Source organism: Streptomyces sp. NPDC005423 (assembly GCF_040606415.1).
Lineage (GTDB): Bacteria > Actinomycetota > Actinomycetes > Streptomycetales > Streptomycetaceae > Streptomyces.
The window spans coordinates 1-26131 of sequence record NZ_JBEXET010000048.1; the positions used below are offsets into that span (position 1 = coordinate 1).

General features: G+C 71.2%; 30 protein-coding genes and 1 pseudogene. 15 read left to right on the forward strand and 16 right to left on the reverse strand.

Annotated features, from left to right (window positions below; translation table 11 throughout):
* Positions 1 to 124 (forward strand): annotated as a pseudogene (locus ABZT12_RS33255) (MerR family transcriptional regulator); the annotation flags it as partial.
* A gap of 446 nt (positions 125 to 570) precedes the next feature.
* The gene (locus ABZT12_RS33260; protein ID WP_356391517.1) at positions 571 to 960 is read left to right on the forward strand and encodes a DUF5994 family protein; all 390 of its coding nucleotides are present in this window, start codon (positions 571 to 573) and stop codon (positions 958 to 960) included.
* Here ABZT12_RS33260 and ABZT12_RS33265 read toward each other — a convergent pair.
* Positions 929 to 1099, reverse strand: coding sequence for a hypothetical protein (locus tag ABZT12_RS33265; RefSeq protein ID WP_356391518.1), 171 nt, complete (start codon positions 1097 to 1099; stop codon positions 929 to 931). The genes ABZT12_RS33260 and ABZT12_RS33265 overlap by 32 nt on opposite strands.
* A 565-nt stretch (positions 1100 to 1664) precedes the next feature.
* Here ABZT12_RS33265 and ABZT12_RS33270 point away from each other — a divergent pair.
* Positions 1665 to 2879 (forward strand): PP2C family protein-serine/threonine phosphatase, encoded by a 1215-nt coding sequence (locus ABZT12_RS33270; RefSeq protein ID WP_356391520.1) that lies wholly within the window; start codon positions 1665 to 1667, stop codon positions 2877 to 2879.
* Positions 2880 to 2933: 54 nt separating this feature from the next.
* On the opposite strand, the gene ABZT12_RS33275 is transcribed toward ABZT12_RS33270, so the two are convergent.
* On the reverse strand, positions 2934 to 3905 hold the full coding sequence (locus ABZT12_RS33275) for an SDR family NAD(P)-dependent oxidoreductase (protein WP_356391522.1): 972 nt from the start codon (positions 3903 to 3905) through the stop codon (positions 2934 to 2936).
* Between the two features lie 141 nt (positions 3906 to 4046).
* Between ABZT12_RS33275 and ABZT12_RS33280 the strand changes: the two genes are divergently transcribed.
* Entirely contained in the window at positions 4047 to 4559 is a 513-nt protein-coding gene (locus ABZT12_RS33280) for a TetR/AcrR family transcriptional regulator (RefSeq protein WP_356391662.1), read from the forward strand.
* A 115-nt stretch (positions 4560 to 4674) separates the two neighbouring features.
* Here ABZT12_RS33280 and ABZT12_RS33285 read toward each other — a convergent pair whose 3' ends face one another.
* Positions 4675 to 5619, reverse strand: coding sequence for an enoyl-CoA hydratase/isomerase family protein (locus ABZT12_RS33285; RefSeq protein ID WP_356391524.1), 945 nt, complete (start codon positions 5617 to 5619; stop codon positions 4675 to 4677).
* Positions 5620 to 5671: 52 nt separating this feature from the next.
* Between ABZT12_RS33285 and ABZT12_RS33290 the strand changes: the two genes are divergently transcribed.
* Together ABZT12_RS33290 and ABZT12_RS33295 are read left to right on the forward strand one after the other, a co-directional pair.
* On the forward strand, positions 5672 to 6688 hold the full coding sequence (locus tag ABZT12_RS33290; RefSeq protein ID WP_356391526.1) for a CoA transferase: 1017 nt from the start codon (positions 5672 to 5674) through the stop codon (positions 6686 to 6688).
* Positions 6682 to 7935 (forward strand): amidohydrolase family protein, encoded by a 1254-nt coding sequence (locus ABZT12_RS33295; protein WP_356391528.1) that lies wholly within the window; start codon positions 6682 to 6684, stop codon positions 7933 to 7935. Before ABZT12_RS33290 ends, ABZT12_RS33295 begins: the two co-directional genes overlap by 7 nt.
* A gap of 161 nt (positions 7936 to 8096) precedes the next feature.
* On the opposite strand, the gene ABZT12_RS33300 is transcribed toward ABZT12_RS33295, so the two are convergent.
* Entirely contained in the window at positions 8097 to 8924 is an 828-nt protein-coding gene (locus tag ABZT12_RS33300; protein ID WP_356391530.1) for a TetR/AcrR family transcriptional regulator, read from the reverse strand.
* Positions 8925 to 9112: 188 nt separating this feature from the next.
* On the opposite strand from ABZT12_RS33300, the gene ABZT12_RS33305 reads away from it, so the two are divergent.
* The 3 genes from ABZT12_RS33305 (at position 9113) to ABZT12_RS33315 (ending at position 10892) form a co-directional block, all read left to right on the forward strand.
* Positions 9113 to 9259: a hypothetical protein gene (locus tag ABZT12_RS33305; protein WP_356391532.1), complete on the forward strand. Its 147-nt coding sequence runs from the start codon at positions 9113 to 9115 to the stop codon at positions 9257 to 9259.
* A gap of 297 nt (positions 9260 to 9556) precedes the next feature.
* Positions 9557 to 10066 carry a DoxX family protein gene (locus ABZT12_RS33310; RefSeq protein WP_356391534.1) on the forward strand — a complete coding sequence of 170 codons (510 nt, stop codon included), beginning with the start codon at positions 9557 to 9559 and terminating at the stop codon, positions 10064 to 10066.
* 1 nt (position 10067) lies between these two features.
* Positions 10068 to 10892, forward strand: a complete 825-nt coding sequence (locus ABZT12_RS33315; protein ID WP_356391536.1) for an NAD(P)-dependent oxidoreductase — start codon at positions 10068 to 10070, stop codon at positions 10890 to 10892.
* A gap of 288 nt (positions 10893 to 11180) precedes the next feature.
* Here the strand turns inward: ABZT12_RS33315 and ABZT12_RS33320 are convergent, their stop codons facing one another.
* On the reverse strand, positions 11181 to 12089 hold the full coding sequence (locus tag ABZT12_RS33320; protein WP_356391538.1) for a LysR family transcriptional regulator: 909 nt from the start codon (positions 12087 to 12089) through the stop codon (positions 11181 to 11183).
* Between the two features lie 213 nt (positions 12090 to 12302).
* On the opposite strand from ABZT12_RS33320, the gene ABZT12_RS33325 reads away from it, so the two are divergent.
* Positions 12303 to 12740 carry a tautomerase family protein gene (locus ABZT12_RS33325; RefSeq protein WP_356391541.1) on the forward strand — a complete coding sequence of 146 codons (438 nt, stop codon included), beginning with the start codon at positions 12303 to 12305 and terminating at the stop codon, positions 12738 to 12740.
* A gap of 86 nt (positions 12741 to 12826) precedes the next feature.
* On the opposite strand, the gene ABZT12_RS33330 is transcribed toward ABZT12_RS33325, so the two are convergent.
* From ABZT12_RS33330 to ABZT12_RS33345, 4 genes are all read right to left on the reverse strand, one after another.
* Positions 12827 to 13423 (reverse strand): hypothetical protein, encoded by a 597-nt coding sequence (locus ABZT12_RS33330; protein WP_356391543.1) that lies wholly within the window; start codon positions 13421 to 13423, stop codon positions 12827 to 12829.
* Between the two features lie 116 nt (positions 13424 to 13539).
* The gene (locus tag ABZT12_RS33335) at positions 13540 to 13677 is read right to left on the reverse strand and encodes a hypothetical protein (protein WP_356391546.1); all 138 of its coding nucleotides are present in this window, start codon (positions 13675 to 13677) and stop codon (positions 13540 to 13542) included.
* Between the two features lie 150 nt (positions 13678 to 13827).
* A complete protein-coding gene (locus tag ABZT12_RS33340) occupies positions 13828 to 14634 on the reverse strand; it encodes a class I SAM-dependent methyltransferase (protein ID WP_356391549.1) in 807 nt (268 codons plus the stop codon).
* Positions 14635 to 14914: 280 nt separating this feature from the next.
* Positions 14915 to 17332 (reverse strand): Orn/Lys/Arg decarboxylase N-terminal domain-containing protein, encoded by a 2418-nt coding sequence (locus ABZT12_RS33345; RefSeq protein WP_356391665.1) that lies wholly within the window; start codon positions 17330 to 17332, stop codon positions 14915 to 14917.
* A 215-nt stretch (positions 17333 to 17547) separates the two neighbouring features.
* On the opposite strand from ABZT12_RS33345, the gene ABZT12_RS33350 reads away from it, so the two are divergent.
* Positions 17548 to 17751, forward strand: coding sequence for a hypothetical protein (locus ABZT12_RS33350; protein WP_356391551.1), 204 nt, complete (start codon positions 17548 to 17550; stop codon positions 17749 to 17751).
* 218 nt (positions 17752 to 17969) lie between these two features.
* Here ABZT12_RS33350 and ABZT12_RS33355 read toward each other — a convergent pair whose 3' ends face one another.
* The gene (locus ABZT12_RS33355) at positions 17970 to 18440 is read right to left on the reverse strand and encodes a MarR family winged helix-turn-helix transcriptional regulator (protein WP_356391554.1); all 471 of its coding nucleotides are present in this window, start codon (positions 18438 to 18440) and stop codon (positions 17970 to 17972) included.
* Positions 18441 to 18505: 65 nt separating this feature from the next.
* Between ABZT12_RS33355 and ABZT12_RS33360 the strand changes: the two genes are divergently transcribed.
* Positions 18506 to 19051, forward strand: coding sequence for a carbonic anhydrase (locus ABZT12_RS33360; protein ID WP_356391557.1), 546 nt, complete (start codon positions 18506 to 18508; stop codon positions 19049 to 19051).
* A gap of 229 nt (positions 19052 to 19280) precedes the next feature.
* Here the strand turns inward: ABZT12_RS33360 and ABZT12_RS33365 are convergent, their stop codons facing one another.
* Positions 19281 to 19466, reverse strand: a complete 186-nt coding sequence (locus tag ABZT12_RS33365) for a hypothetical protein (protein WP_356391560.1) — start codon at positions 19464 to 19466, stop codon at positions 19281 to 19283.
* 187 nt (positions 19467 to 19653) lie between these two features.
* On the opposite strand from ABZT12_RS33365, the gene ABZT12_RS33370 reads away from it, so the two are divergent.
* Entirely contained in the window at positions 19654 to 20490 is an 837-nt protein-coding gene (locus tag ABZT12_RS33370; RefSeq protein ID WP_356391563.1) for a helix-turn-helix transcriptional regulator, read from the forward strand.
* Positions 20491 to 20531: 41 nt separating this feature from the next.
* Here the strand turns inward: ABZT12_RS33370 and ABZT12_RS33375 are convergent, their stop codons facing one another.
* Both ABZT12_RS33375 and ABZT12_RS33380 read right to left on the reverse strand, forming a co-directional pair.
* Positions 20532 to 20687 (reverse strand): hypothetical protein, encoded by a 156-nt coding sequence (locus tag ABZT12_RS33375; protein WP_356391566.1) that lies wholly within the window; start codon positions 20685 to 20687, stop codon positions 20532 to 20534.
* Positions 20688 to 20751: 64 nt separating this feature from the next.
* On the reverse strand, positions 20752 to 21597 hold the full coding sequence (locus ABZT12_RS33380) for a helix-turn-helix transcriptional regulator (protein WP_356391569.1): 846 nt from the start codon (positions 21595 to 21597) through the stop codon (positions 20752 to 20754).
* Between the two features lie 93 nt (positions 21598 to 21690).
* On the opposite strand from ABZT12_RS33380, the gene ABZT12_RS33385 reads away from it, so the two are divergent.
* Positions 21691 to 22467, forward strand: coding sequence for an alpha/beta hydrolase (locus ABZT12_RS33385; RefSeq protein WP_356391572.1), 777 nt, complete (start codon positions 21691 to 21693; stop codon positions 22465 to 22467).
* 157 nt (positions 22468 to 22624) lie between these two features.
* Here the strand turns inward: ABZT12_RS33385 and ABZT12_RS33390 are convergent, their stop codons facing one another.
* Positions 22625 to 22819, reverse strand: a complete 195-nt coding sequence (locus ABZT12_RS33390; protein WP_356391575.1) for a hypothetical protein — start codon at positions 22817 to 22819, stop codon at positions 22625 to 22627.
* A gap of 360 nt (positions 22820 to 23179) precedes the next feature.
* Between ABZT12_RS33390 and ABZT12_RS33395 the strand changes: the two genes are divergently transcribed.
* Positions 23180 to 24448 (forward strand): serine hydrolase domain-containing protein, encoded by a 1269-nt coding sequence (locus ABZT12_RS33395; RefSeq protein ID WP_356391578.1) that lies wholly within the window; start codon positions 23180 to 23182, stop codon positions 24446 to 24448.
* Positions 24449 to 24470: 22 nt separating this feature from the next.
* On the opposite strand, the gene ABZT12_RS33400 is transcribed toward ABZT12_RS33395, so the two are convergent.
* Positions 24471 to 25439, reverse strand: a complete 969-nt coding sequence (locus ABZT12_RS33400) for a hypothetical protein (protein ID WP_356391581.1) — start codon at positions 25437 to 25439, stop codon at positions 24471 to 24473.
* A gap of 161 nt (positions 25440 to 25600) precedes the next feature.
* Positions 25601 to 25999: a peptidase inhibitor family I36 protein gene (locus ABZT12_RS33405; protein WP_356391584.1), complete on the reverse strand. Its 399-nt coding sequence runs from the start codon at positions 25997 to 25999 to the stop codon at positions 25601 to 25603.
* Between the last annotated feature and the right edge of the window lie 132 nt (positions 26000 to 26131).

Below are 26131 nucleotides of genomic sequence, written 5' to 3' on the forward strand. Positions count from 1 at the left end.
CCAGGGCACCCCCATCGAAGCCGCCTGCCGCATCATCATCCTCGAAGACCAGCTCGAAGAAGCCCAGCGCCTCAACGCCGAACACCGCCGTCCCGGAACGGCGGACCCGACGGCCTCGGCCTGACCGTGACTCGCCCGGCAGTGCTGCCACCTCCCAAGGGAGGCGGCCGACACGCTTGTTACCGAGCGGGAGTACGGTGAAGGCAGGCAGAGACTTTCCGTATGCCGGAAGTCGAAGCACGCCCTGACCGCCGTATCCGGGTGCGCACTCCGCGCCCAACTTGTTTCCGCAGCACGCCATCCGTCCTCACCGGGGCAGCCCGTGAGCCCGGCCGCGCCATCCGCATCCAGGCCGAGGAGTCACGCATGCCGGTCAGACCGAGCACGTCCACGACGGGTGCCCGCCATGGCGCCGGCCCCGGCCGGGCCTCCCCACCGGGCGTCGCCGTCCGCCCTTCCGAACGCCTCGGCCGCGTGCACATGGTGCGCCGGACGAGTCCGTCCCGCGTGGCCGCCCGCCGTGACTGACATCAACCACTGGTCCACACACGGCAGTTGGCAGGAGCTCTCATGACCGTCGCACTGCAGCCCCCGCTTCCCCTCCTGCGCCTACGCCTGGCGCCCCACGGCGACATGCCCCGGCTCATCGACGGCGGGTGGTGGCCTCGTTCGTACGACCTGCTCGTCGAACTCCCGCAACTGCTGGCCGGGTTGCCGCGCGACTGGGGCACCATCACCAGCGTCACGGTCAACGGGACGACCTGGTCGGCGGTGCCCGGCCGGATGCTCATCTCCAACCAGGTCGTACGGCTGCACCGGAACAGCACGCCGTCCGCCGCGCACACCATCGTCCTGCTCGCGCCAGGTCACGGGCGCTGGGACCTGCTGGTCGTGCCGCCGGACACGACCGAGCAGGCCGCGGAACCGCTCATGGCGGCTGCGGCGGAAGGTCAGGCGTGAGCGAGCCGTGACGTACCGCGCGGTCGAGCCGGGCGCGGTGTGACGGGTACCGCGCCTCGAACCGGTGGACCAGACGGGTCGCGGCGACGACCAGGATCAGCAGGGCACTGACCGCCAGGGCGATGACCACGGCGGTCACCTCCCCACGGAGGAATCGCCACCGAGGAGCAGGTGAGGAGCGGCCCGGAGCGGGGGAGGAGCGGTGGTCGCGTACATCACGCAAACCTGTCTCCGGACCCTGTGCGAGCACAAACCGCCCGGTGTCGTCACGCACCGGGAACGGCGCCGGCGTCGAGGCCGGCACGCGAAGTGCTCCCGATGTCCTCACGCTACTCCCCGGAGGGGCGCGGCGGACCGTTCCCCCGGGCCCCACGCGCAGCCCGCGGCCGGCCGACCTCCGCGATGTGTGGAGCTGCGGAGTCCTCACCGCGGCCGGGCCGGCATCGCTGAACTGTCGAACGCGCGCTGTCACGGCCGGCAAGGTTTCGACGGAGGCGCCCCGGAGAGCAGGATGACCGCGCCGGTACCGTGGTGCAATGTGACCTTCGGACAGACTTCTGGATGTCATCGAGCGAGGAGGAGTCGTTGTGACCACTGCGGGACCGGATGGTCGGGGGGCTTCTCGTCCTGTCGGGGGTGAGAGCCGACGGGAAAGCGCGACGACGCTGGCGGAGACGTTGGAGGCGGCGGAGACCGCGGCGCCCGTGGAGTCGCTCGACGTGGTCGCGCGGATGCTCAAGGAACGCCTCGGGGCCGCGTCGGTGTCGTTCCTCATCACCGACTTCACCGGCTCCTCCGTCGTACGGCTGGGAGCGGCCGGCAGCGTCGAGACCGATGAACCCGCTCGGCGGATCGGGCTGCGGGGCACCCTCTACGACGACGTGATCCGCACCCAGCGGCCGAGCGTGGAGGACAAGGGCGAAGGCGAGCTGGTGCGGATCGTCGCCCCAGTGACCAACCGTGGCGACGCCATCGGGCTCCTCGAACTGTTCCTGCCCACGGCGCCCGACACGCTGGTGATGCAGGAGATCGGCGAGACCGCGCACGCTCTGGCGTACCTCGTCATCGCCAACCGGTCCTACACCGACGTGTACCAGTGGGGCCGTCGTACCAGCCCGCTGAGCCTGGCCGCGGAGATCCAGCACCGGCTGCTCCCGGCGTCGCTGGCGTGCGAGGCCGCCCAGTTCGCGGTGGCCGGGGCGCTGGAGCCGGCCGACCATGTCGGGGGGGACACCTTCGACTACGTGGTCGACCGGGACACCGTCCAGCTCTCCGTCACCGACGCCATGGGACACGACGTCGACGCCGCACTGCTGGCCACCCTCGCGGTGGGCGCGCTGCGCCGGGCGCGGCGGGCCGGCGCGGACCTCGCCGAACAGGCCCGGCATGCGGACGAGGCCATGCGCGAGCACGGCCGCCAGAGCTACGTCACCGGCCAGCTGCTGCGCATCAGCCTGATCGACGGCAGGACGGAGTTCGTCAACGCCGGTCACCCCTGGCCGCTGCGGATGCGCGACGGACACGTGCAGGAGCTCGTGCCGGAGATCGACATGCCCTTCGGCTTCCAGGTGCCGCACTCCTACCGGGTCCAGTCGCTGGACCTGCGGCCGGGCGACCGGCTGGTGATGCTGACCGACGGCATGCTGGAGCGCAACGCGGGCAGCCTCGATCTGTCGGACCTGATGGTGAGCACCGGCGACCTGCATCCCCGCGAGGCCGCCCGCACCCTCATCGCGGCGATCGTCGACGCCAACCAGGGGCACCTTCAGGACGACGCGACCGTCATGTGCCTGGACTGGCACGGCACCAACCACTCCCAGCGGGACGCCGCCACCGGCGCCGACCTCTCCGACGCCTCTCGACGGGATACGGCCGGACACACCACGGGGCATGCGTCGACGGGACCGCTCGGGGGCTGAGCCCAAGGGGGAAGGGCCCCGGCCAGGGCTGGGACTCGGCAGCGCTCAGCACCGTCAGGCCTGGAGCAGGTCGGTCGAGACCGTCCAGAGCCGTTCGGCGGCGCCGGGGTCGAGAGCCCATTCCTTGACGCCGTGCGGGTGCTGGGCGAGGTCGGCGTCGTCCGGCACGGTGTAGGCCTCTCGTGCGTCGTCGAGGTAGTGGCCTCCGGAGTCCGCGAACTCCGGGGCGACGGCCGCGACGATACTGGTGGCGGCCCCCTGCTCGACCGTCTTGTACGTGAAGATCCCGGCGGCCTCGGCCGCGTCGAGCGACTCCCTCTGCCGTGTCGAGAAGTTCCGCTGAAGTCCCGTAGCGACGCCGCCGGGGTTCACCGCGTTGGCGATGACGCCGTCGGAGGCCCAGAGGCGGGTCGCTTCGACGGCGAACAGGGAGTTCGCCGTTTTGGACTGGGCGTAGGCAAGCTGCGGGTCGTATTCGCGACGTTCGAAGTGGAGGTCGTCGAAGTCGATGCCGGCCCGCATGTGCGCGGTCGAACTGACCGAGACGATGCGCGCTCCGTCGCGGTCGGCCGCTCCCCGGGCCAGGGCGTCGTGCAGGCCGGTGGCGAGGGCGAAGTGGCCGAGGTGGTTGGTCGCGAACTGCAACTCCCAGCCCTCGCGGGTCCGTTCGAGGTCGGCGGTGACCACGCCGGCGTTGTTGATCAGCAGGTGCAGTGGGCCGCCCCACGCGTCGACGAAGCGCGTGACGCCGGCCCTGTCGGCGAGGTCGAGCCGGACGACCCGGGGCCGGATTCCTCCGGTCGACCTGGCGATCGACTCGGCGACAGCGTCACCCGCGGCGGTGTTCCGGACGGCGAGCGTCACCTCCGCCCCGGCGGAGGCCAACGCGCGAGCCGTCTCGGTCCCGATGCCGGAGGAGCCTCCTGTCACGATCGCGCGGACGCCGGTCAGGTCGATGTCCGCCAGCACCTCGGCCGCGGTGCTGGCGGCGGTGAAGGGCGTGGAGACGGGGGTACGAGGGGTCATGGCAGCGACTATACGGACTGAACAGTACTTGTATAGCTCGGCTCCCGCTCGTATGCTCGTTCCATGAGCAGTCCCGAGGTCGGCCGCCCGCCGTCGACAGTCGCCGATACCGACCGTCGGACCGTGGTCCTGGACTCCGCCATGGCCACGTTCGCGCGGTTCGGTTACCGGAAGACCTCGATGGAGGAGGTGGCCCGGGCGGCACGCATCTCCCGGCCCGGGCTCTACTTCCTCTTCTCCTCCAAGGAAACCCTGTTCCGGGCCGCGGTCACCCAGGCTCTGCAACGCGATATCGCGGCGGTCGAGCGCGTGCTGGCCGACACCGGCCGGCCCCTTGCCGAGCGGCTGGTGGCAGCGTTCGACCAGTGGGCCGGCCGGTACGTCGGCCCGCTGGCGCGCGATGTCGCGGCGGTCATCGAGGGCAATCCCGACCTTCTCGGGGAGATCGTCGAGACCACGCCGCGACGCTTCGAGCAACTGATCACCGACGCGATCACCGACGCGATCGCCGTCGAGTCGCCGTCGGGGCGACAGGCCGCCGTTCGTATCGCACAGACGATGATCAGCACATCGATCGGCCTCAAGTACCAAGCGGAGTCAAGGGAGTTCTACCTCGAACGACTGGAGGTCGCCGTCGCTCTCCTGGTGCGCTGAGGGCACGTGCCGAGGCGCGGGGCGGAACCCGGCCGCTGGGGCAGTCGGCCGTGGGCGGGCCGACTCTCTCGCTACCGAGATGTCCAGTACCCGTGGTGCCGGCAGCGGGCCGAGGTCATCCTCTCGCCTCCGGCGCCGGCGGAGCGATCGCGTCGACCAGGCCCCATTGCAGTGCCGCCGCCGCGGTGAGCGGAGTTCCGGTCAGGGCGAGGTACGCGGTGCGCTCCCGGCCGATGCGGACCGGCAGGCTCGCGGTGCCGCCCGCGCCCGGGATCAGACCCATGGCGAGTTCGGGCAGACGGATCACCGTGTCCGGTGCGGCCAGCAACCGGCCCGCGAACGCGGCCAGTTCGATGCCCGCGCCCACGCAGGCGCCGTGCAGATGGGCGGTCACCTTGTGCGCACAGCGCTGGAGCAGCGCGGCGGGGCTGCGGTGCACGCGTATCCGGTGGGCTTCGGCGGGGTCACACGAGGTGCCGAACTCGGCCAGGTCGCCGCCGCCGCAGAAGGCGGGTCCGGCGCCGTAGAGCTCGATCTGCCGGATCGAGGGGTCGGCCACGGCGACCTCGAACGCCTCGCACAGGGCGTCCCGGGTGGCCGCGTCGAAGGCGTTCCGCACCCAGGGACGGTCGAGGGTGACCGTCAGGCGGGCGCCGGCACGCCCGAGCCGGACCGGTTCGTGTGCCGGGCGGGGCGCGCGGGCGGGGGCCGCGGCCAGCCAGGCGCGGTGACCCGTGCCGCCCTGGAGGGCCGAGTAGGCGAAGGACTCGACGAGCAGCCGGTCGGGAGGAGGCAGCGCGGCGCCCATGCGCAGCACCTGGACGAGAGCGAGAGCGGCGGCGGGCTGCCCGCCGACGGCGTCTCGCAGGTGCCGGACAGCGGCATCGGTGTCCGCACACGACACCCAGGGCCGCGGGGCGTCGGGAGCGGATGTCAGCAGGACGTCGAACTCACCACCAGTGCGCGTCGGTTGGGTCGCCACACCCACGACCACCTGGTTACGGGCGGAGGGAGGCGGTGCCGAGCGGTCGAGGTCGACCAGGAGGAAGGGCGATTCCATGGTCACCGCAGTGTAATCTGACGTAACTTCTGTGGAGAAGGGTGTTCCCGTCGTGAAAAACGCCGCTCTCGCTCCATGGATGGCCGCCGCCGAGCCGTTCCTCGGCCCGCTGCACACCGTCGCGGACGACCTGACCGAGCGCACCGGCGTCCCCGTGGACCTGCCCACCGTCCTCTTCCTCCGCGCTCGTCTCGCCGGATTGGCGCCTCCGGGCCGTACGTCGGCGGGCGGCTCCTGCCGGCTGCTCAGGACCGCCGACGGGTGGGCGGCGGTCAACCTGGCCCGCCCGGACGACCACGCGTCCCTTCCCGCCCTGCTCTCCCTGCTCGGCGTGTCGACCACCGACCTCGTCCGGGCGGTCACCCGGACCACGTCATCCCAACTGGTGCAGCACGCGCAGCTGTTGGGCATCGCGGCGGCTGCGCTCGGATCGGATAGCGGGGACCGTCCGCCCGTACGCGCCCGGGCGTCGGGGCAGCGGCGGACGCGGCCCCTCGCGGGCCTGCGGGTCGTCGACCTGTCCGCCCTGTGGGCGGGACCGCTCTGCGCACGGCTGCTGGGGCTCGCGGGCGCCCGGGTGACGAAGGTGGAGAGCACCACCCGCCCCGACGGGGCACGGCTGGGGCAACCCGACTTCTACCGCTGGCTGCACGACGGCCACGACAGTCTCGTCCTGGACTTCGCCTCCGGCGCCCTGGCCGAGGTGGTGGCCGAGGCCGACATCGTCATCGAGGCGTCCAGGCCGAGGGCGCTGAGACGACTCGGCGTCCACGCCGAGGAGTTCCTGGCCGCGCGCCCGGGGCGGGTCTGGGTCGGGATCACCGGGTACGGGCGTACGGACGACCGGATCGCCTTCGGCGACGACGCCGCGGTCGCCGGTGGCCTGACCGGTCGCGACGCGGGGGCGGACCCGGTGTTCCTCGGCGACGCGATCGGTGATCCCGTCACGGGCCTGTACGCCGCCCACGCCGTCGTCCGCTCCCTGGCCGCGGGCGGCGGGGAGCTGTTGTGCGTGTCGATGGCGGCCTGCGCCGCGTCGCTCGCCGGCTCCGGAGTGCCGCCATGCTGATCCGGGACGTGGAGGTCGAGGGCCGGGCCGGACTGGACGTGCGGGTCGGCGCCGATGGGAGGATCGCGGAGGTGGGGCGTGGCCTGGCGGGGCGGGCCGAAGTGGACGGTGGCGGCGGGGCGTTGCTGCCGGGCCTGCACGACCACCACGTTCACCTGACCGCGCAGGCGGCGGAGCTCGCCTCGGTGCGGGTGGACCCGGCCGAGGTGCGCGGGCTCGACGAACTCGCCGCGGCACTGCGGCGGGGCGGTCCGGGGGAGTGGGTGCGGGCCGTCGGCTACCACGAGAGCGTCGCGGGCGAGCTGGACCGATGGGCGCTGGACGCGCTCGTTCCCGACCGGCCGGTCCGGGTGCAGCACCGCAGCGGGGCGATGTGGTTCCTCAACGGCGCGGCGCTACGGGCGGCGGGCCTGGGGGACGAGGGCGACGGCCGGCTGTGGCGGCAGGACGGGCGGCTGCGCGGACGGATTCCGCCCGTCCCGTTGGACTTCGAACGGATCGGCCGGCGTGCGGCACGTCTCGGCGTCACCGGGTTCACCAACGCCGATCCGCACCCGCCGCCCGGCCTGGAACGGACCCTGTCCGTGCTGCCGCAACGACTCCTCGTCATGGGATTCGACTCCCCGACGAAGCTGGTCCTCGACGACCTGACGCTGCCCACGCCGGACGACCTGGCCGCCACGGTGAGCGGAGTGCGGCCCCGTGCGGTCGCCGTGCACTGCGTCACCCGCGTCCAACTGCTCGTGACTTTGCTCGCGTTGGAGCAAGCGGGTCCGGTCGAGGGCGACCGCATCGAGCACGGCTCGGTCATCCCGGCGCAGGCCATCGACCGCATCCGGCACCTGCGTGTGACGGTCGTGACCCAGCCGCACTTCCCGATGGAGCGGGGCCGTGAGTACGCCACCGACGTCGACGCCGACGACCGCGCACACCTGTACCGCTGCCGCAGTCTCGCCGACGCGGGTGTCCCGCTCGCCGCCGGCACCGACGCGCCCTACGGCACCCACGACCCGTGGGCGGTGATGCGGGCCGCCGCCACGCGTGACGACGGCGAACGTATCTCGCCCCGGCAGGCCCTTGACCTCTTCCTCGGCGCACCCGAACAGCCCGCCCGCGCACGCCGGTTGCGCGTCGGCGCCGCCGCCGACCTGTGCCTGCTGCGCGTTCCCCTCGCCGAGGCGCTCGACACGTTCTCCGCCGACGTCGTACGAGCCGCCTACGTGGGTGGCCGAGCGATCAGCCGGTGAACCCCTCTGCCGGCTGTTGATGTGTGATCCGTAGCAGAGGTGCGACCGGTGGTGACGCCAATTGCCGTACGCGACCCGCCAGTTGGGAGGGATCGGGTGTGCCCGGTACGGGAGAAGGGCCCGCGCGGGCGCGGACCCTTCTCGGTGGAACGGCGCTCGGGTCAGCTCTTGGCGCGGGCGCCGCTCTTGGGGGCTGTCGTCTTCTTGGCCGCCGCGGTCCTCTTCGGTGCCGCCTTCTTGGCTGTGGCGGGTCTCGCGGCGGTGCTCTTGGCGGTCGCCCTGGCGGGGGTGGCGGCGGGTGCGTCCTTGTCGGTCCGCAGGGCCGTCCCGGTGATACCGCCCAGGCAGAACGCCCACACGTCCTCCGCGCCGACCGGCGAGGGATGCGCACCCACCGGGGGCGCCGGTGCCTGCGCCGTGAACATGGCCGTCTGCATGATCAGGGAAGCGGTGTGGCGGGGCCTGGGTGCGACGGCCGCACCGGCTTCCACCGCCCCTTCCACCAGCTCGGTGAAGAGGCTCAGCAGCGGCAGGTGAGCGGTGGCCACCTGGTCCGGATGGCTGACCAGCAGCTGGATGGCGAAGTCGGCGAAGAGCGGGGACTGGTGTTCCTCGCGGGGAATGGAGGACCGGTACAGCAGGTCGACCGCGACCTTGAGCTGTTCCAGCGGCTCCCGCACGGTCGCGGTCTTCTCCCGGATCTCGGCGGCCGACTTCGACAGGGCGTCCTCGAAGAGGGCGAGCAGCAGCTCGTGCTTACCGTCGAAGTGCTGGTAGAAGCTGCGCAGCGACTGACGTGACCGCTCCACCACTTCCTGCACGGTGAAGTCGGTGGTGCCCTTGTCGGCGATCAACTCCTGGGCCGCTTCGAGGAATCGCTGCACGCGCTGCTCGGCGCGCACCTTCGCTGCCCGGGTGGATCGCTCGACGGCGCGCTGCCGCCACGCGGGCTCAGGGGGCTCGACCGGTTCGGCGGGGACGACACTCATGCGTAGAACGGTACTCCACGCATGTGAAAAGACCGGCCCCTCCCCTACCGCACTGCGGACCCTCAGGGCCGAGACCCTTACTTCCCCGTAACGAGAATCTTATTTTTCCCTTGCGTGATGACGTATCCAACGCCGGTGCTGACGGTGCTGACGGTGCTGACGGTGCTGTGGGGTACCGGAGGCGGGGCGTGAAGTACGAACGACAGACGGTCGCCAAGGTGCGCACCCGCGCCGAGGAGCAGCGCTGGGACTCCTACCGCGGACTCGGCTGGCTGGAGGCAGAAGTACCTGTTCCACTGACCGAGAAGCGTATTCTCGTAGGCGCCGAAACGTGAAGTACCGTGCGTCGCGGGGGCTTTGATCGGGTTCCGCAACCGGATGCGCGTTCGGTCAAAGGTACGAGTTTCTCGCGCCCGCATACTTGCTTCGCATAATTGGAGAATATAGTTTCCGCACCATCCGAGTGAGGAGACCGGCTAGGTCACCTTCACCTGCCTGTCCCGGATCGAGGCACTCGGTTTCTGCGGCATCGGAGAGGCCCGCGACTTCCTGGACTGGCCGTGATCGTGGCACCGCACGGCGGCGCCACACCTCCGCCTGCTTCGACCACTCCCACGAGAGAGGACATCGCGATGGGTGATCCCGCGGACGCCGCCCTGCTGGCCCTACGGCTGGTGCTGGGCGCCGTCATGGTGGCGCACGGCTGGAACCACTGGCGCGGCGGGGGCGGGATCGCCGGCACGGCCGGCTGGTTCGCCGGCCTCGGGCTGCGATGCCCGCGGTTGCAGGCGTGGCTGAGCGTCCTCACCGAACTAGGCGCGGGCGTACTGCTGTTGGTGGGGCTGTTCACTCCGTTGACGTGCGCCGCCGTCCTGTCGGTGATGCTCGTCGCCGGCCTGCTCGCCCACCGCCCGCACGGATTCTTCGTCTTCAAGGAGGGCTACGAGTACGTTCTGGTCCTGGGTGTGCTGGCGGTCGCGCTCGGCGCGTGGGGGCCGGGGGAGTACGCGCTGGACACGGCGGCGGACATCGCGGTGACCGGCTGGGCGGGCGCCGGCCTGGTGCTCGCGGTGGGCGCGGTGGCGACGGGCGGCCTGCTCGCCGCCTTCTGGCGCCCGACGCGACGACATGAGGAGACATGAGATGAGGGTCGGCTTCATCGGACTGGGCAGTCAGGGCGCGCCGATGGCGCGGCGGATCGTCGAAGCGGGGTTCGCGACGACGCTGTGGGCGCGACGCGCCGCCGCCCTCGCCCCTTTCGCGGACACAGCGGTGAAGACCGCGGACTCGCCGGCCGAGTTGGCCGCCGTCAGTGACGTGGTGTGCCTGTGCGTCGTCGACGACGCCGACGTCGAACAGGTGACCACGGCCGCGGACGGTGTCCTGGCAGGCCTCCGGGCGGGAGGGGTGGTCCTCGTCCACTCCACCGTCCACCCCGACACCTGCCGCCGCCTCGCCGAACGCGCCCGCGCCCAGGGCGTGTCGGTGCTGGACGCGCCGGTCAGCGGTGGCGCAAGCGCCGCGGAGAAGGGCTCCCTGCTCGTCCTGGTGGGAGGCGACCCGGAGGTCTTCGCCAAGTGCCGTCCGTTGCTCGCGACCTACGGCGACCCCGTTGCTCACCTGGGCCCGACCGGCGCCGGCCAACTCGCCAAACTCCTCAACAACCTTCTGTTCACTGCTCAGTTGGGACTCGCGGCCGACACCTTGGCGCTGGGCACCCGGCTCGGACTGGACCGCGAGGCGCTCGGCCGGATTTTGACCCGGGGCAGTGCGAGGAGCTTCGCCCTGGAGCGGCTCGTTGACGCAGGAGGCGGCTTGGAGCGGCTCGGTGCCCACGCGGGCGGGCTGCTGGCCAAGGACGTACGACTCTTCGCGGAGATCGCCGAGAGCGCGGCCCGCACCGACGACGGAGACCAGGGCCCGGTCCGCAGGGCGGCTCGCGCGGCCCTCGACGCCATGGGGCTGTAGCGGGCCGCCGCTCCGGTCGCTGGCGGTGTACTGCGACGCGCTCTGTGGAAACGGTATTCTCTGCATCGGAGATCGCTCTTATCGAGAGGTGACGGTGTCGACCGACCGGAGGTTCCCACTCATGGCGCACCTCCCGAAGCCCGCCGAGGGCAGCTGGACCGAGCACTTCGACATCGGCACGAAGCCGGACCGGTGACCGCGTCCACGGCACGTGCGACAACGCCGCCGGAGATGCTGAGCCGGGGGCCTGTCCGTCCGACTCAAGTAGACCGTACCTGCGCGGAGTTCCTATGCGGCGAGGTCGGCGGCCTGCCGGCGGAGGGCGTGGACGAGGGCGTCCGTCGAGGGCGTGGTGGAGCCCGGCAGACGTACCAGACTGACGCGGCGCCGTTCCTCGGGGAGGTCGTCGATGGTGATGAGGCGGACACCGGGCGGAATCGCGGACAGCAGCATGGAGGGGACAGTGGTGATGCCGACGCCGGCTGCGACCAGGTGCAGTTTGGTCAACCAGTCGCGGGCGGCGTGATGGACCCTGGGCCGCCCGGGCAGGCCCGGCCAGATGCCCAGCAGGGGCTCGTCGGTGCCGGCCGGGCTGGCGATCCACGTCTCGCCGGCGATGTGCTGAGCGGTGACGCCCGTGCGGTCGGCGAACCGGCCGCCGGCGGGCACTGCCAGGACCAGGCGGTCCTCCAGCAGCGGCTCCGCGTGCAGGGGTGGATCGTCGGCGTCGGGTGAGCGGTGCGGCGGCCGGGAGGTCAGTAGGGCGAGGTCGAGGACGCCGGTGCGCAGCGCCCTCAAGAGCGATGGTGTGGTGCCCTCCCGGGTGGTGACGCTGACGCGGGGACATTCCTGGCCCAGGGTTGCCAGCGCGCGGGCCACGAGCACGGCTCCGGCGGCGGGGATGAAGCCGAGCCGTACGTGGCCGGTGTCGTCCTCCGCGCCGCTCAGTTCCCGGTCGGCCGCGTCCAGCGCGTCCAACGCGGTCACTGCGTGCGTCAGCAGGGCTCGGCCCGCGGTGGTCAGGCGCACACCGCCTGGATAGCGGTCGAACAGCCGGGCGCCTGTGGCCTGTTCCAGGCCGGCCATCTGCCGGGAGACGGCCGACTGCGTGTAGCCCAGCGCCTGGGCCGCGGCGGTGAAGGTGCCTCGCTCGGCCACCTCGCGCAGCACGCGCAGTCCGACCACGGTGACGTCCATGAGTGATCAGCATACCCACCATGCGAGGCATTCGCTGGCCGAATGGCTGTACCGGTTCCTAACGTGAAGGGCATGAACGGAGCAGCCCACCCACGGGGCCTCCGGACGGGGCGGTCGGCTGCCCCTCCTTCCCGCACCGCCCCGCGGGACCCACCGCCTGACCCCAACTCCGAGTACCACGAACCCAGATACCGCACCGGAAAGCGAACGACAATGCCGCTGATCAACGTCCACCTGCGCCAGGGCACCACCCCCGAGCACCGCCGCGACGTCTCCGCCGCCCTCCACAAGGCGATGGTCGACGTCCTGAAAATCCCCCACGACGACCAATTCCACGTCTTCCACGAGGTCGCGCCCGACAACTTCCACATGCAACCGGTCGTGTTCGGCCTGCCGCGCAGCGAGCGCACCATGTTCATCCAGCTGTTCTTCAACCAGCGTTCGGCCGAGCAGAAGAGCGAACTGTTCCGGGCGATCGTCAGCAACCTCCAACTGCTCGCCGGTGTCCCCGAGGAGGACGTCATGCTGGCGGTCTTCGAGACGGCCCGCGAGAACTGGTGGGCCGCCGGCCGTGTCGTCAACCCCGAAACCGGCTACGACGCGCGCATGACCGACGTCCCTGCCGCCGCCGAAACAGCTGCCACGAACTGACCATGCGCGACCGGGTGTTCACCGCGACCACCACGAGCTCGCCCGCGTCCTCGTATACCAGCGGGGCAACTGCGGACACCCGGGCTCTACCCCTCCGGCGCCACCGCTGACCGCGACTGACCGGCCAGCCACGCCTTCACCTCATGCCAGGCCGCTCGCTCCTCCGCCTCGGTTCCCTGCCACCAAGTGAAGGGCGAGTCGTGGGACAGCAACTCCTCCCGCCACCGACCGAGACTGTCAGCCAGGTGACGGCGGGCGACCGGGCTCATCTCCGCCTCCCAGCGGGCAAGCCACGGGGTGACCGAGGAGCTCGCTGTCACACAGCTCTCGAACACCGCCCACGCGGAGGTGGGCGGTGCCTGCGTCCGCAGGGTTCGCGTCCACCACACCTCCAGGAAACCGGCCACTGCCCCGGCCTGCTCGCCGGGCCAGTCCGACCAGCCTGCCGCGGCCAGCCCACGGGCCATGAGGTCGGGCTCCGTCGCACCCTCGGCGAGCACCCTGACGAGCTGCGGCAGAATCCGCCGGATGAGCGCGGGCTGGTCAACCCAGTGGAAGGGATCTTTCCGGGCGACCCGGCGGACGAGGTCCGCGGGGAGCGGCACGCCGGGAGTCCGCAGCAGCTCGACCTCGGCCTCGTCGAAACACCGGCCGCAGCCGGTCTCGTCCGCTCGGGCCGTCATGTCCCGGAAGGTTGTCGCGACCCTCGCCACCGCTGCGGCGAGGCCATCGCCATCAGGAGAAGTCACCGTGCGTCCCGTCAGACTCCAGCGGGCTGCCCCAACCGAAGAGAGCGACGCTACCAGGCGGGGCGGACACGCTCGCCATGGCCGACGTAGCAGGAACTGTCGAGAGCGAGGTCGAGGTCGAGGTCGAGGTCGAGGTCGTTACGCCGGTCAGCTGCCGGGGAGCCCGCCGAACCCGCCCGCTGATCCATCCGAACTCCCGCGCCGGACTGGCGACTTCGGGCAGCGGGCGGGTCGCCGCGTCCGTCTCGGACGTCAGCGTTCGGACGCGGTTGTCCGTCCGCTATGTCTCTCCTCTCTCTTCAGTCCGGTGGACGTGATCGCCGGGCTCGGAGGGAGGGTCATGCCCGGTGGTGAGCCGTGTAGACGGTCGCGGTCATCGGCGCCGTCACAGGGCCGGTGCCGAAGCGGTCCGTCATCCTCCGCGTGACGGCGGCCTGGATGGCCTGTGCGTCATCACGGGCCTGTACGGCGGCGCTGACCGGTGTGCCGGTGAGGAAACCGGTGGCGATGGAGGCGGCCGACTCGGCGACGCCGTCCAGCGTGACCTCCTCGGCGCTGGCCAGGGTGAGTCCGGCGGCCGCGAGGTCCGCGGCGACCACGGCGGGATCGGTGTAGCCGTGGGGCAGGTCGTTCAGGAAGGGGGGCGCGCCGTCGGGCATGGACTCTTCCAGGGCGGCCTGGAAGGCGGCCCCGAACCCGTGCGAAGCCAGTGGACCCCAGCTGTTGAACAAGAACCGCCCCTGCGGGGACAGCACCCTGCGGACCTCGGTGTAGGCGGCGGGCCTGTCGGGGAAGAACATCACCCCGAACTGGCAGAGAACGAGGTCGAAGCCGCCGTCCCCGAAGGGCAGCTCCTGGGCGTTCGCCTGCCGCCAGTCCGCGCGCGGCTCCCGTGCCGAACCGGCGGAGACCATCGCTTCGTTGAGGTCGGTCGCCACCACCGAGGCGGTGGGTGCCGCGGTGAGCAGGGCCGTGGTCAACGCCCCGGTCCCGGCGGCGAGTTCGAGGACCGTGCGGGGCCGCAGCGCCGCCGCTCTGGCGGCCAGGTCGGCGGCGAACGGGCGGAAGAAGACCGGCACGAGGTGGCGTTCGTAGGCCTCGGGCATGGATCGTGTCCACCGTCGGTTCGCATCGTCTGCGCTCATCTGACGGACAGTAGCCTCGCGGAGAGTCCCGCGACGGTCCGCCGCAGCCGTCGCGGCTCTGTGTCGGCGCCGCCGCCCGGCACCGGCCGGTCTCGTTCGTGGACCCGGTCCCACCGCCCGTAACGCTTCGACATGTCCCAACACGGATCACGGGCCAGGGGTCACCGGTCCGGGTACGCCACGTCCGTCTTCTGTCAGCTGCCGCCGAGTCGACATCTGCGGACGGCCCGGCTCGAATCCCTGGGGCGACGAAGGCTTCGGCCGGGCCAGTTGGCCGTCGTCAGATCGTCGCGTCCCCGCCGGGTGAGTGTCCCGGGAGCTGTTCCTCGCCCTGGGTCAGGCACTCGATCAGGTAGTCGCCCCTGTCCTCGTCGATGGTCACGCCGTGGGTCTCGCTGCGGAAGCCGGGGAAGCGGCGGTCGAAGGACTCCAGGGCGCCGAGGTAGCGCAGCAGCGGGCCGTCGGGTGCGCCGACGGACTCGCCGGGCATCAGGACCGGGATGCCGGGCGGGGTGACCGTCACCATGGCGGCCGCCACCCGGCCCGCCGCCGCCGAGATCCGGACCCGCTCGGTGCGACCGCGCACCAGCCGCTGGTAACAGTGCTGCGGTGGCGCCACAGGCTGCGGGAGCTGCTGGAAGGCCATGTCCAGAAGTTCCACCAGGCGCGCCGAGCGCAGTTGCTCGTGCATCTCCTGGCACAGGGCGCGCAGGGTCAGGCCCGCGTACCGGCGGGGGTGCGCGGCGACGGCCTCCGGCAGCACGCGCTCCAGTGGGGCGTCGGAGTCGTAGAGGGCCTTGAAATCCGTCAGGGCGTCCAGCAGGGTGCCCCACTTGCCCTTGGTGATGCCCATGGAGAACAGGATCAGCGTGGTGTAGCTGTCGGTCTTCTCCACCACGATCTTCCGAGTGGCCAGATAGGCGGTGAGCACCCGGGCCGGAATGCCCTCCTCGGCCATCTCGCCGGTGGCGCTGATCCCCGGACAGGTCAGGGTGACCTTGACGGGGTCCAGCATGCAGTGGCCCTCGGTCAACCCGGGAAAGCCGTGCCAGCCGGCGCCGGGCTCCAGCAGCCAGCAGGACTGCTCGCTGCGCAGCAGTTCCGGCGCGGCTTCCTCGAACGGCAGCCGGTCGCCCGTCGCCGGGTCGGTGACCGTGTCCGGCTGCCACACCCCGAAGAACCACGGCGGCCGGTCCCCGGCGCTCTCGATCCGCCGTCGCAGGTGCACCATCTCCTGGCGGAAGCGGATCGCCTCGGTCAGCGCCTCGTCGATCAGCCACTCGCCCTGCGGGCCGTCCATCATCGCCGTCGCCACGTCGAGCGAGGCGATCATCGGGTAGAGGGGCGAGGTGGTGCCGTGCATCATCAGCGCCTCGTTGAACCGGTCGTGCTCCACCGGCGCTCGCGGGGCGCCCCGCACGTGCACCATCGCGCTCTGCGACAGCGCCGCCAGCAGCTTGTGCGTGGACTGGGTGGCGAACACGGTCGGCCGGTCCGGTCCGGGGAAGGTCTCCTCGTCCACCGACATGCCGTAACGGCCAGCGTAGAGCGGGTGGAAACGGGCGTACGCGAACCACGCCTCGTCGAAGTGCACCCGGGGTGTGCTGGCGGCGAGCGCCCGAGCGGTGGGTACGGCGTCGTAACTGAGGCCGTCGTAGGTGGAGTTGGTGAACACCGCGTACTGCGGGTGCGGGGAGACCGCGCCCTCGGCGAGCGGGTGCGCGGCGATCCGGGCCGCCACCGCGTCCGCGGAGATCTCGGCCGGGGGCAGGGGTCCCGCCAGGCCGTAGCCGTTGCGGGTGGGGACCAGGAAGACCGGCCGGGCACCGGAGACGACCAGGCCGTGCAGCACGGACTTGTGGCAGTTGCGGTCCACCAGCGCGATCTCGTCGCGGGTGACGCTGAAGTGGCCGACCAGGCGGTTGCACGTGGAGTCGCCGTGCAGCACGAAGTAGGTGAGGTCCGAGCCGAACACGCGGGCCGCGTTGCGCTCCGCCTCGCCGATCGGGCCGGTGTGCTCGAACAGCGAGCCCAGTTCCTCGACCGAGATCGACAGGTCGCTGCGCAGCAGCCGCTCCCCGAAGTAGTCGTGGAAGGCGCGTCCCGCGGGCGACTTGATGAAGGCGACACCGCCGGAGTGGGCCGGGGTGTGCCAGGAGTACTCGTGCGCGTCGTCGAACCGGCGCAGTGCCCGGAAGAACGGCGGCAGCACCGAGTCCCGGTAGGCGCGGGCGGCGGCGGTGATGCGGCCCGCGATGAAGCCGGGTGTGTCCTCCAGCGGCCAGACGTAGCCCACGACCGACTCGGACACCCACAGCGGCAGGTCCCGTAGCCCCTCGTCGGCCATCACCAGGAAGACCGGCAGGTCGCGGAAACGCCGGCCGATCCGGCGCAGTACGGCGCCGCCGCCCGGGGTCCCGTCGAGGGTGTCGGCCGGCCGGGCGAGTGTGCCTCCCGGCGCGGCGAGCGCGGCGCCGGGCCCGTCACCGGCGGCCCTGGGAAGGTCCCAGGCCACCAGCGCCGCCGCCAGGCCGGCCTCGGTGCGCAGCACCGCGTCCGCGTCCTCCGCCGTGACCGCCCACCGGACTTCGAAGCCGCCCGCCTCGATCGCGTCCCGGATCTTCCGCAACTGCTGGTGCCCGGCGCCCTCGCCCTGAGGGTGTTCCGGTACAGCGACCAGGATCCTGCTGTCGGCCATGCTCTTCCAGCCCTCCAGTGCGGCGCCCATGGCCGCTCCGGCCAGTGTCCTGGCAGCCCGTCGGGCAGAGCGGTGACCGGCCCGGCAAACCACCGCTATGGCGGAAACCGCCGTCTCGCCGTTGACTCCCGCGACGGGCCTCCCGGGCGGTCCGGTACGCCGACGATCCCGATGGAGACCGCTCCGACGCCCGTCCCCGCCATCCCGCAGGCCCTTTGGCGAGCCGGCCCGACAGTGGCCGCCGTGGATCTCTTCGAGAGCGACGGAGGCCTTCGGGTCGGTCCGGGCGGTGGCTGTTGCTGCGCCGGCACAGCCCCCTCGCCTCACACAGGCGGTGCTTCGGGCGGGGAGACGTACTGACCGAGGAGGGCGTGCTTCTCGCGTCCTTTGCGCAGGAGTCGTTGCTCCGGTTCGTGTGAGCCGGTCCCGCTGACTGCCCGCTCCCCGTCCGGGCGGTGCGGGCACTTCCCGGGTCGGCGAGTCTCGACGCGGGTACCTCCAGGACCAGCCGTCCGGGCACAGGCGGCGGACGGCACTGACAGGGGTCGAACGGCCGGTGGAACCAGACGGTGTGCGCGGTCACGGCCGAGACCGACCAACATTCCTACGTAGAAACGGAGTTGAGTGCGCTCCCGCGTCACCGCGGCTGCTGGTCGAGGTCGAGCGCGCCCAGCCATCGATCGAGCGCTTCAACGGCGTCCGGGTCGACTGCTCCGCTGATCCAGGCCTGCGCCCGTCGCCAGGCCGGTTCGGCCGCGGCCAGCGCTCCGTGCCCGGCCTCGGTGACGGTCACTCGGGTCGTCCGGCCTGTGGAGGACGTCGCGGCGACACGCACGTACCCGCGCTGCGTCAGGACATCGAGATTACGGCTGATCGTCGACCGTTCGAGACCGAGCCAGCCGGCGATCTCCGACGGGCGTGCCGGGGCGTCGAAGAGCGCCATCTCGGAGAGCACCTCAAGCTGGGGGAGGGTCAGCCCGGACTCCCGCAACTCCGCCTCGAAGCGCCGGGACACCAGTCGGTGCAACCGCGCGATCCTCCTGCCCAGACACCGGTCGGCCATCCAGAGCGCCTGCTCACGCGACCCTGCCGCGGACTCCTGTTGCATCTGCACCTCCTGCGTGTACGGTACCCCTCGTTGCAAGTGTTGCACATACACCACTGGAGGCACGCATGTCCGAGTTCAGTGAACTGCTCCAACGGAACCGGGAGTTCGCGGCGAGAGTCGACCTCACACGGTTGGCCATGCCCGCGGCCATGCCCGACAGGCTGCTGTTGGTCCTTACGTGCGTCGACCCCCGGGTCGAACCGGCGGGCTTTCTCGGCGTGGGCACCGGGGACGCGGGAGTGCTCCGCAACGTGGGAGGCCGTGTCGACGCCAGGGTGAGGGAAGACATCGCGTACATCGCCATGCGTCTCGGGGTGCGGCTTGACGTTGCCGTCATCCATCACACGCAGTGCGGGACGGGCATGCTGGCCGAGCCGACCTTCCGCCGGGCCTATGCCGACCGCGCGGGTCTCGACGACGCCGGCCTTGCCGCGAAGGCGGTCACGGACCCGGTCGCGACCGTCCGCGAAGATGTCGCGAAGCTCCTCGGCAGTCCGCTGATGTCGAACGACCTCGTCGCCTCTGTCTCCGGCCATGTGCTGCGACTGGAGACGGGGCTCGTCGAGACGGTCGTCGAAGCCGTCGCGCCCAGAGAGACCTACGCCGCCTAATAGGGCTTGGTCAGGTTGATAGCAGTGGGTGGTACGTCTCGCCGAGGCAGCGGCTCCCGCTCTCCAGGAGGTGCTCGACGGCATCAGCCATGAGGGCCCCACGCCGGCACCTCTACGCGATCGCCCGCGGCGAGGTCATGCCCGAGGACAGCGCGGCGGACGGCACAGGGGCCCGACCGTGAGCCCTGCCGGTCGCGCCCTCTCGGCCGCGACCGGCAGGATCGTCAGCTCAGTCGCACTGCACCTCGTACTTGGTCCACTTCCCGTTGACCTGTACCTCGATGTAGCACTTCTTGGCTGTGTCGGTGGCCGCCGACGCCGTCACGCCGCTGCCTACGGTCATCCCGATCACCGCGACGAGTACGCCGATCGCGGAAGCCGTTCGCTGCTTGCGGGTGCGTGCACTGTGGGGCATGGTGCTCGTCCTTTCGACGGGGCGCCGCCGGGCCGGCTGCGCGGTGTGTGCCCCCGGTGACTGGGGTGCGGTACGAGGATGCGATGACCGGGATGCCCGAGGGAGGTCACACCATGCCCTGGCGGGATCATGCGGCGAGGCTCGCGCCTACTGGCAGGTGCCGAGATCTGCGACAAAGATGCCTGGCATGGACACCTTCGACGCCCTACGCGACTTCCTCGTCTCCCGCCGGGCCCGACTACGCCCCCAGGACGTGGGGTTACCCGACCACGGAGTCAGACGGGTGAGGGGACTGCGCCGCGAGGAGGTCGCCACGCTCGCGGCCGTCAGCGTCGAACACTACATACGGCTCGAACGCGGACAAGCGTCCCGGGTGTCGGACGCCGTGCTGGACGCCGTGGCCGAGGCGCTCCGGCTGAGCCCGGGCGAGCGTCGTTATTTGCGCAGTCTGGCGAGGCCGAGCACGGGCTCCGACCACGAGGGCTCCCGCGGCGTACGGCCCAGTGTGCGGCACATCCTCGACTCGATGGCCGGCACTCCCGCCTACCTCGTGGGCCGGGGAGGCTCGATACTCGCGTGGAACCGCCTGGCGGTGGCCGTCTTCGCCGACTTCGGCAGCATTCCCGCCGCACAGCGCACCGTAGGACGGCTCGTCTTCACGGATCCGCGCGCCCGGTGGCTGTACGTCGACTGGGAGGCGAAGGCCCGGGAGGCGGTGTCGTACCTGCGGACCGAGACCGGCAAGAGGCCCCGGGACCCGGAGCTCACCCGGGAGATCGATGAACTCGCGCAGCACAGCGAGGACTTCCGGCGGCTCTGGTCGGAACAGCACGTCTTGGAGACCACGCACTCGACCGTCGTCCTGCGCTGCCACCCTCCCCACCACCGGCTGGAGTTCTCCTGGGAGGGGCTCCAACTGACCAGCGACCCGGACGAGATAGTGCTCGTGTACACGACCACCCCCGGGTCGCCATCCGCCGCGGCCCTGCTGGAGATGTTCCGCGCGGGCCGGGGCGGTCGGTGACCTTGTCGGCGGTGCCGGTCTGCTGCCGCGGTGCACAGGCCTCAGCAGCCGGTAGCGCGGGGGTCCTGATGGTGGGTGACGTCCACCTCGTGCGACCGGCAGAGCTCGGCCGGTTCGGGGCTGACCTCCGGCAGTGCTGCGACGATCTCGTCGGCCCTGCCCGTGGTGTCCGCCGTGTAGGCAGTCCGGAGGTCCACGGTGAAGCCTCTGACCCGCGGGGCAGAGGCCTCGCCGGGAGGAATCCGAACGGCGTGGGCGGCCTCATGCGACGGCCGTCGTCGCCTGCCACGCGCCCGGGCGCATGCCTGTCGCCTTCCGGAAGAACACCGAGAAGTTCGACGCGTCGGGGAAGCCGAGCGCGCCGGCGCAGGCGGCCGCGGTGAGGCGATCGTGCGCGAGGAGCCGTTTGGCCTCCAGCACGAGCCGGTCGCCGATGTACGCCTTCGCGGTGCGGCCGGTGACCTGCTGCACCGCTCGGGAGAGGGTGCGGGGCGCGTATCCCAGGGCCCGGGCGTAGTAGCCCGCGTCATGGTGTTCCCGGTAGTGCGCTTCGACGCTGGAGCGGAACAGCCGGAACGTCGGATTCGTCGAGTGTGCCTCGCCATGGGGTGGCCGGAGCCGGGTGATGAGCGCGGAGAGCAGGATCTCGGGCAGCTCCGTCGGCGTCTCCGCGGGCGGGGCGGACGCTTCGAGGAGGAGATGGTTCCGCGCGGCGTCGACGAACGGCCAGTCGGTGTCGGGGACGCTCCACCGCGCGACCAGGTCCGGGGACGCGACGAGTTCCCGGGTCGCGTGGGTGACCGGCGCGGTCGGGACGAACAGCACGACGTGCCCGGTCACACCGGCGATGTCGTCCCAGCGGTGCACCGCGCCAGGAGCGATCCATACCGCGCAGCGCTTCCGGAGCGGATGTCGGAGGAAGTCCACCGTGACGTGTCCGTGCCCGGCGTCGACAACGGCGAGGACGTGGAAGTCGGCACGTTGCGTGCCGCCGTCGTTCAGCTCGCGGAGGCGGTCGAAGGTCATCGTCTCGACAGCGGCGGTACCGTGCCCGACGGGCTGGTAGGTCATGTGGCTGATCGCGGTCACGTGTCCAGTTTCCACCATCGGGCGACCAGCCTCGCCGATGCCCGGGGCAAGCCGCGGAGCTTCAATTGTTCCAGACGGGAACCCGCCGCAGAGAACTGATGGAGAGTCACGATGAGCACCGCACAGCAGTCGCCGCTGCCCGCTTACGACCACCACTCGGGGGCCGGACCGACCCTGGTGTTCCTGCACTACTGGGGTGGTTCCGCCCGGACGTGGGACCTCGTCGTCGACCGCCTCGCGGGTCGCGACGTGCTCACGGTCGACTTCCGCGGCTGGAGCCGCTCAAGCAGCCTGCCCGGCCCTTACACGCTCCGCCGGCTCGCGGACGACACGCTCGCCGTGATCGCCGACGCGGGTGTCACCGACTACGTCCTCGTCGGGCACTCCATGGGTGGCAAAGTCGCGCAACTGGTCGCGGCGACCCGGCCCGCCGGCCTGCGCGGGATCATCCTCGTCGGTTCCGGTCCGGCGAAGCCCGCGGCGGAGGTCACCCCCGAGTACCGCGAAGGCCTCTCCCACGCCTACGACTCCGACGAGTCCGTCGCCGGCGCCAGGGACCACATCCTCACCGCGACGGAACTGCCCGAACCGTTCAAGTCGCGGATCGTGGCCGATTCGCGGGCCGGCGCCGACGCCGCCCGCCTGGAGTGGCCACTGCGCGGCATCGCGGAGGACGTCACCGAGGGCACCCGCATGATCAACGTGCCCGCCCTCGTGGTCGCCGGAGAGAACGACCGCGTCGAACCCGTCGACGTGCTCCGCGCCAACCTGGTGCCCTACCTCTCCGGAGCCGACTTCACGGTGATCCCGCACACGGGTCACCTCATCCCGCTGGAAGCGCCGGACGACCTCGTGGACGCGATCGCCGCCTTCGCGCCGCTTGCCTGACCCACGGGATGCCCGCCGGCCGACCGATCGTGGAACGGCAGGCGATCCCCGGCAGCGAGGCAGCTCCGGGACGTACGCGAAGCGCCCCGCACGGTCCACCGTCAAGGGTCAGGCCAGGATGGCGCAGGACACGGCGGTCGGCCTCGTCGTAATCGTCTCAACTGCTGGAGCCCGCCCCCGCGTTGTCTCCTTGCGGCGACTCCACCGCCCTTACCCGGACCAGGACAGCGAGGGTGTCGCGCGCTTCGCACCGTAGCGTGCGGCGGCGGGCGAAGGTCGCGGTGAGGGCGAGGACCGAGACCGTACTTCCGTAGAACACGGCGGCAATCGCGGAGAGGAGCCCGACCGTCATCGGGCACGCACCTTTCTTCCCCCGGTCGGCCCGCCCGGCGCATGGCCAGGGGGACGCGGATGCGTTTCTGCCTCCACCCTACGCGCGCTGTCAACTGCCGCTACCGCGAAGGTGGTTGGGACACGTGGCGTGGCAGGGGCGGGCTGTCCGCAGCGCGGATCCCCGTACGGCTACGGCGGGTACGACCGCCACCGCGCCCGTACCCGCGTGGGCAGGGTCATGAGATTCCGGGGCCGGAGGCGCCCTCACGGGGCTGTCTGCACCGAAAAACGCCCACCGGTGGCCCAACACCGTGCCGCCGCTCCGGTCCGAAGGTATTCCTATGAACGCCGATCCACTGGACGAAACGGACCCTCTCCCATGCCGACCCGGCTTCCCCACCCGCCCGTACCCCACTCGCGTCCCCCAGCGACGATCCGGGGACGTTCCCGGCTCGCCGTCCTGCTGTCGGGCGCCATGCTGGCCCTGGCACCCGTCGCGCCCGCCCTGGCCTCACCCGTCGGGGCCGGCGGCCACCACGCCGAGAACGGGGCACCGCCCTTCGCCGCCCGCCTGACGCCGGATCTGACCGCCCTGATGCAGCGGCGGCGCATCCCCGGCGCGGTGGTGTCCATTCACACCCCGCAGTGGGGCACCTGGACCACGACACTCGGCACCCGGGACCTCCGGACGGGGAAGCCGATCGCGACCGACGAACACTTCCGCGTCGGCAGCATCACCAAGACCTTCACCGGCACGGCAATCCTGGAACTCGTCGACGAGGGCCGTATCCAGCTGGACGACCCGGTCTCGCGCTACCGGTCCGGTGTGCCGAACGGGCGGCACATCACCATCCGCCAGCTGCTCCAGATGACCAGCGGCCTCTACAACTACAGCGAGGACCCGCACTTCAACCAGGTCCTCGACGACCATCCGAACAGGCAGTGGCAAGTCCAGGAACTGCTCGCCATCGCCTTCCGCCATCGGCCGTACTTCCCGCCGGGACGGGCCTTCCACTACTCCAACACCAACACCGTGCTGCTCGGGCTGATCGCCGAACAGCTCACCCACCGCCCGCTCGCGGTGCTGCTGCGCGACCGGGTCTTCCGCCCGGCCGGCCTGCGCGAGACCAGCCTCCCCACGGACGCCGCCTTCGCCCAACCCCACCCGCGCGGCTACCAGTTCATCAGCAACGTGGGCAGCCTCACCGCGCCGGTCCGTACCGGGAGGGCCGCCGCGTGGGCGGACTGGTCGGCGGGCAACCCGAAGGACGTCGCCGACGTCGACCCCTCGTGGGCATGGGCGGCAGGCGCCGGCATCTCGACCCTGGAGGACCTGCTGCGTTGGGCCCCGGTGCTGGCCGAGGGGAAGCTGCTCAGTGCGCAGACCCAGCGTGAGCGGCTGAAGTTCGTCCAGACCTCGGACCAGCCGGACCGGCCCACCTACGGGCTGGCGATCGCGGACTTCTTCGGCTTCATCGGCCACGACGGCCAGATCCCCGGGTACAACAGCTTCGTCGGATACGACCCGAAGCGGAAGGCGACCGTCGTCGTCCTGGTCAACCTCAACCAGTCACCGGACGGCACCGCCCCCTCCGACGAGTTGACGAAGCTGGTCCTCTCGGACGTGTTCCACACCCCGAAGTCCTGAGCGGCGTACCCTGGCGGGTCCGTCACTCGCCGAGTACGGCGGCCGCGCGTTCCACCCGGGCGGCGATCGCCTTCCTGATCTCGACCAGAGCCGCCCGGTTCTTCGCCATCGCCTGCCGTTGCAGCGCGGCGTCGACCGCGTACCAGACGCCTACGACGTTGTTCCGCTTCTTGCACTCCGCGTCGGCGACGGCTGCCGCTCTCTCCTTGGCCGAAGCCGTTTTCGTGCGCCAGGCGCTGTCGCTGGTGGCCGCGAGCGGGTCGGAGTAGGAGAAGCCGCGGGCTCTCATGCACTGCGACCACTTGGCGAACACGGCTCTGACCAACGGGTGTTCACGCGACGACTCGAAGCTGTCGACGTTGATGTCATTGGACAACTCCGCATCCCCGCCGGCCTCCGGTCCCGCGGAGAGCAGCCGCGTCCGTGCCTCGCCGACGCATCCGCCGGCAGGGATCTTACGGCCGTGATACAGCCGGCCGCTGGCTGCCGTGGAGCCGGGTTTGACGTGTGGGTCGTTCGTGCCGGTGAGTACGAGAGTCGTCGTGGCGGGCAGCGATGGGGGTTTGGCCGTCGTCGGGACGGTCCTGCTGCCGGCCGGTGCGAACCCGTTGACCGCCGCTTGGGCCGCGTCGGTGACGCCGTACCGGAACTGCGTGGGTGTCCTCGGCCTGAACACCGCTGTCGGCACTGGGGACTTGTAGCGGAACCCGAATCGGGTCATGCACCGTTCGGTCAACTCGGCCTCAGCGGCCGCCAGTTGGTCCGACTGCTTGCCACTCAGGAGGTAGGGGCTGATCGGCAGTGACCTGTCGGCCGCTGTGACAAGGCGCGGCACGGCGGATACCACGGGCATCACGACGGTGGCGTTCTTCGTGTCGGAGGGCCGGGAAGACGACGGCGAGGACGGGGAGCAGGCCCCGGCCAACAGCACGGCGGCCGTGCCGAGGACGAGGACGGCCTTCGAGTGGTCTGCGGCACGGAACGGGGTCATGAGCCTGGGTGTCCTCGAATACGGTGGGCGACGGGTGCACAGGGACGGCCGGGGGTAGGGCCGCGGCGCCGGGGATGCCCGGCCCGATGTGAGCGGGCGGGGGCACCCCCCTGCGTCAGGCTGTGGAGGTGGGCCTCAGCCGGTCGGTACGTCGCGCCGGGTCAGCCGAACTTGCCCGAGGCGTTCTCGTTCCGCAGCGTGGAGTTGAAGTTGCCGCCGCCGCCCGCGGCGAACCGCTGGCTCGCACCTGTGTAGTTGACGTGGTAGTACACGGTGAAGGCGTTGTTGAAGTCCCAGTTGTCCACCGAGGCGGCATCGTTGCGAACTGCCTTGCCGGCGCCGTCACTTCCGTTGGCGCTGGTCGTGAAGGTGTAGCCGGAGTAGTTGGGGATGTCGGGGAACTGCTTGAAGAAGGCCCCCTGGTAGTCGGGGTGGTAGTACAGGCAGGCGTAGCCGGTGGAGCAGGTCGTGTCGGCCGCTGAGGCGGGGCTGATGGTGAGAACGGTGGAGCCGGCGGCCAGGATGGCCGCGACGGCTGCCGTGCGACGAATGTTTTTCACGGTGTGTGTCGTGTCCTTTCCGGTACCCATGCGGGCTGACAACCATCGTTGCCAGCACCCCGGTTGAAGGACACCCCGTTCGATGACGGTCGAACCGCGCAGGTGACGAGGGCTCCGGTCGCGTTTCCCGGG

Coding starts and splice junctions, on each gene's coding strand:
- ABZT12_RS33260 (WP_356391517.1), top strand. CDS start 571: ATGACCGTCGCACTGCAGCCCCCGCTTCCCCTCCTGCGCCTACGCCTG.
- ABZT12_RS33355 (WP_356391554.1), bottom strand. CDS start 18,440: ATGCAACAGGAGTCCGCGGCAGGGTCGCGTGAGCAGGCGCTCTGGATG.
- ABZT12_RS33315 (WP_356391536.1), top strand. CDS start 10,068: ATGAGGGTCGGCTTCATCGGACTGGGCAGTCAGGGCGCGCCGATGGCG.
- ABZT12_RS33390 (WP_356391575.1), bottom strand. CDS start 22,819: ATGACGGTCGGGCTCCTCTCCGCGATTGCCGCCGTGTTCTACGGAAGT.
- ABZT12_RS33385 (WP_356391572.1), top strand. CDS start 21,691: ATGAGCACCGCACAGCAGTCGCCGCTGCCCGCTTACGACCACCACTCG.
- ABZT12_RS33310 (WP_356391534.1), top strand. CDS start 9,557: ATGGGTGATCCCGCGGACGCCGCCCTGCTGGCCCTACGGCTGGTGCTG.
- ABZT12_RS33395 (WP_356391578.1), top strand. CDS start 23,180: ATGCCGACCCGGCTTCCCCACCCGCCCGTACCCCACTCGCGTCCCCCA.
- ABZT12_RS33285 (WP_356391524.1), bottom strand. CDS start 5,619: ATGGAATCGCCCTTCCTCCTGGTCGACCTCGACCGCTCGGCACCGCCT.
- ABZT12_RS33400 (WP_356391581.1), bottom strand. CDS start 25,439: ATGACCCCGTTCCGTGCCGCAGACCACTCGAAGGCCGTCCTCGTCCTC.
- ABZT12_RS33380 (WP_356391569.1), bottom strand. CDS start 21,597: ATGGTGGAAACTGGACACGTGACCGCGATCAGCCACATGACCTACCAG.
- ABZT12_RS33340 (WP_356391549.1), bottom strand. CDS start 14,634: ATGAGCGCAGACGATGCGAACCGACGGTGGACACGATCCATGCCCGAG.
- ABZT12_RS33295 (WP_356391528.1), top strand. CDS start 6,682: ATGCTGATCCGGGACGTGGAGGTCGAGGGCCGGGCCGGACTGGACGTG.
- ABZT12_RS33330 (WP_356391543.1), bottom strand. CDS start 13,423: ATGACGGCCCGAGCGGACGAGACCGGCTGCGGCCGGTGTTTCGACGAG.
- ABZT12_RS33275 (WP_356391522.1), bottom strand. CDS start 3,905: ATGACCCCTCGTACCCCCGTCTCCACGCCCTTCACCGCCGCCAGCACC.
- ABZT12_RS33370 (WP_356391563.1), top strand. CDS start 19,654: ATGGACACCTTCGACGCCCTACGCGACTTCCTCGTCTCCCGCCGGGCC.
- ABZT12_RS33345 (WP_356391665.1), bottom strand. CDS start 17,332: ATGGCCGACAGCAGGATCCTGGTCGCTGTACCGGAACACCCTCAGGGC.
- ABZT12_RS33360 (WP_356391557.1), top strand. CDS start 18,506: ATGTCCGAGTTCAGTGAACTGCTCCAACGGAACCGGGAGTTCGCGGCG.
- ABZT12_RS33300 (WP_356391530.1), bottom strand. CDS start 8,924: ATGAGTGTCGTCCCCGCCGAACCGGTCGAGCCCCCTGAGCCCGCGTGG.
- ABZT12_RS33365 (WP_356391560.1), bottom strand. CDS start 19,466: ATGCCCCACAGTGCACGCACCCGCAAGCAGCGAACGGCTTCCGCGATC.
- ABZT12_RS33320 (WP_356391538.1), bottom strand. CDS start 12,089: ATGGACGTCACCGTGGTCGGACTGCGCGTGCTGCGCGAGGTGGCCGAG.
- ABZT12_RS33325 (WP_356391541.1), top strand. CDS start 12,303: ATGCCGCTGATCAACGTCCACCTGCGCCAGGGCACCACCCCCGAGCAC.
- ABZT12_RS33280 (WP_356391662.1), top strand. CDS start 4,047: ATGGCCACGTTCGCGCGGTTCGGTTACCGGAAGACCTCGATGGAGGAG.
- ABZT12_RS33335 (WP_356391546.1), bottom strand. CDS start 13,677: ATGGATCAGCGGGCGGGTTCGGCGGGCTCCCCGGCAGCTGACCGGCGT.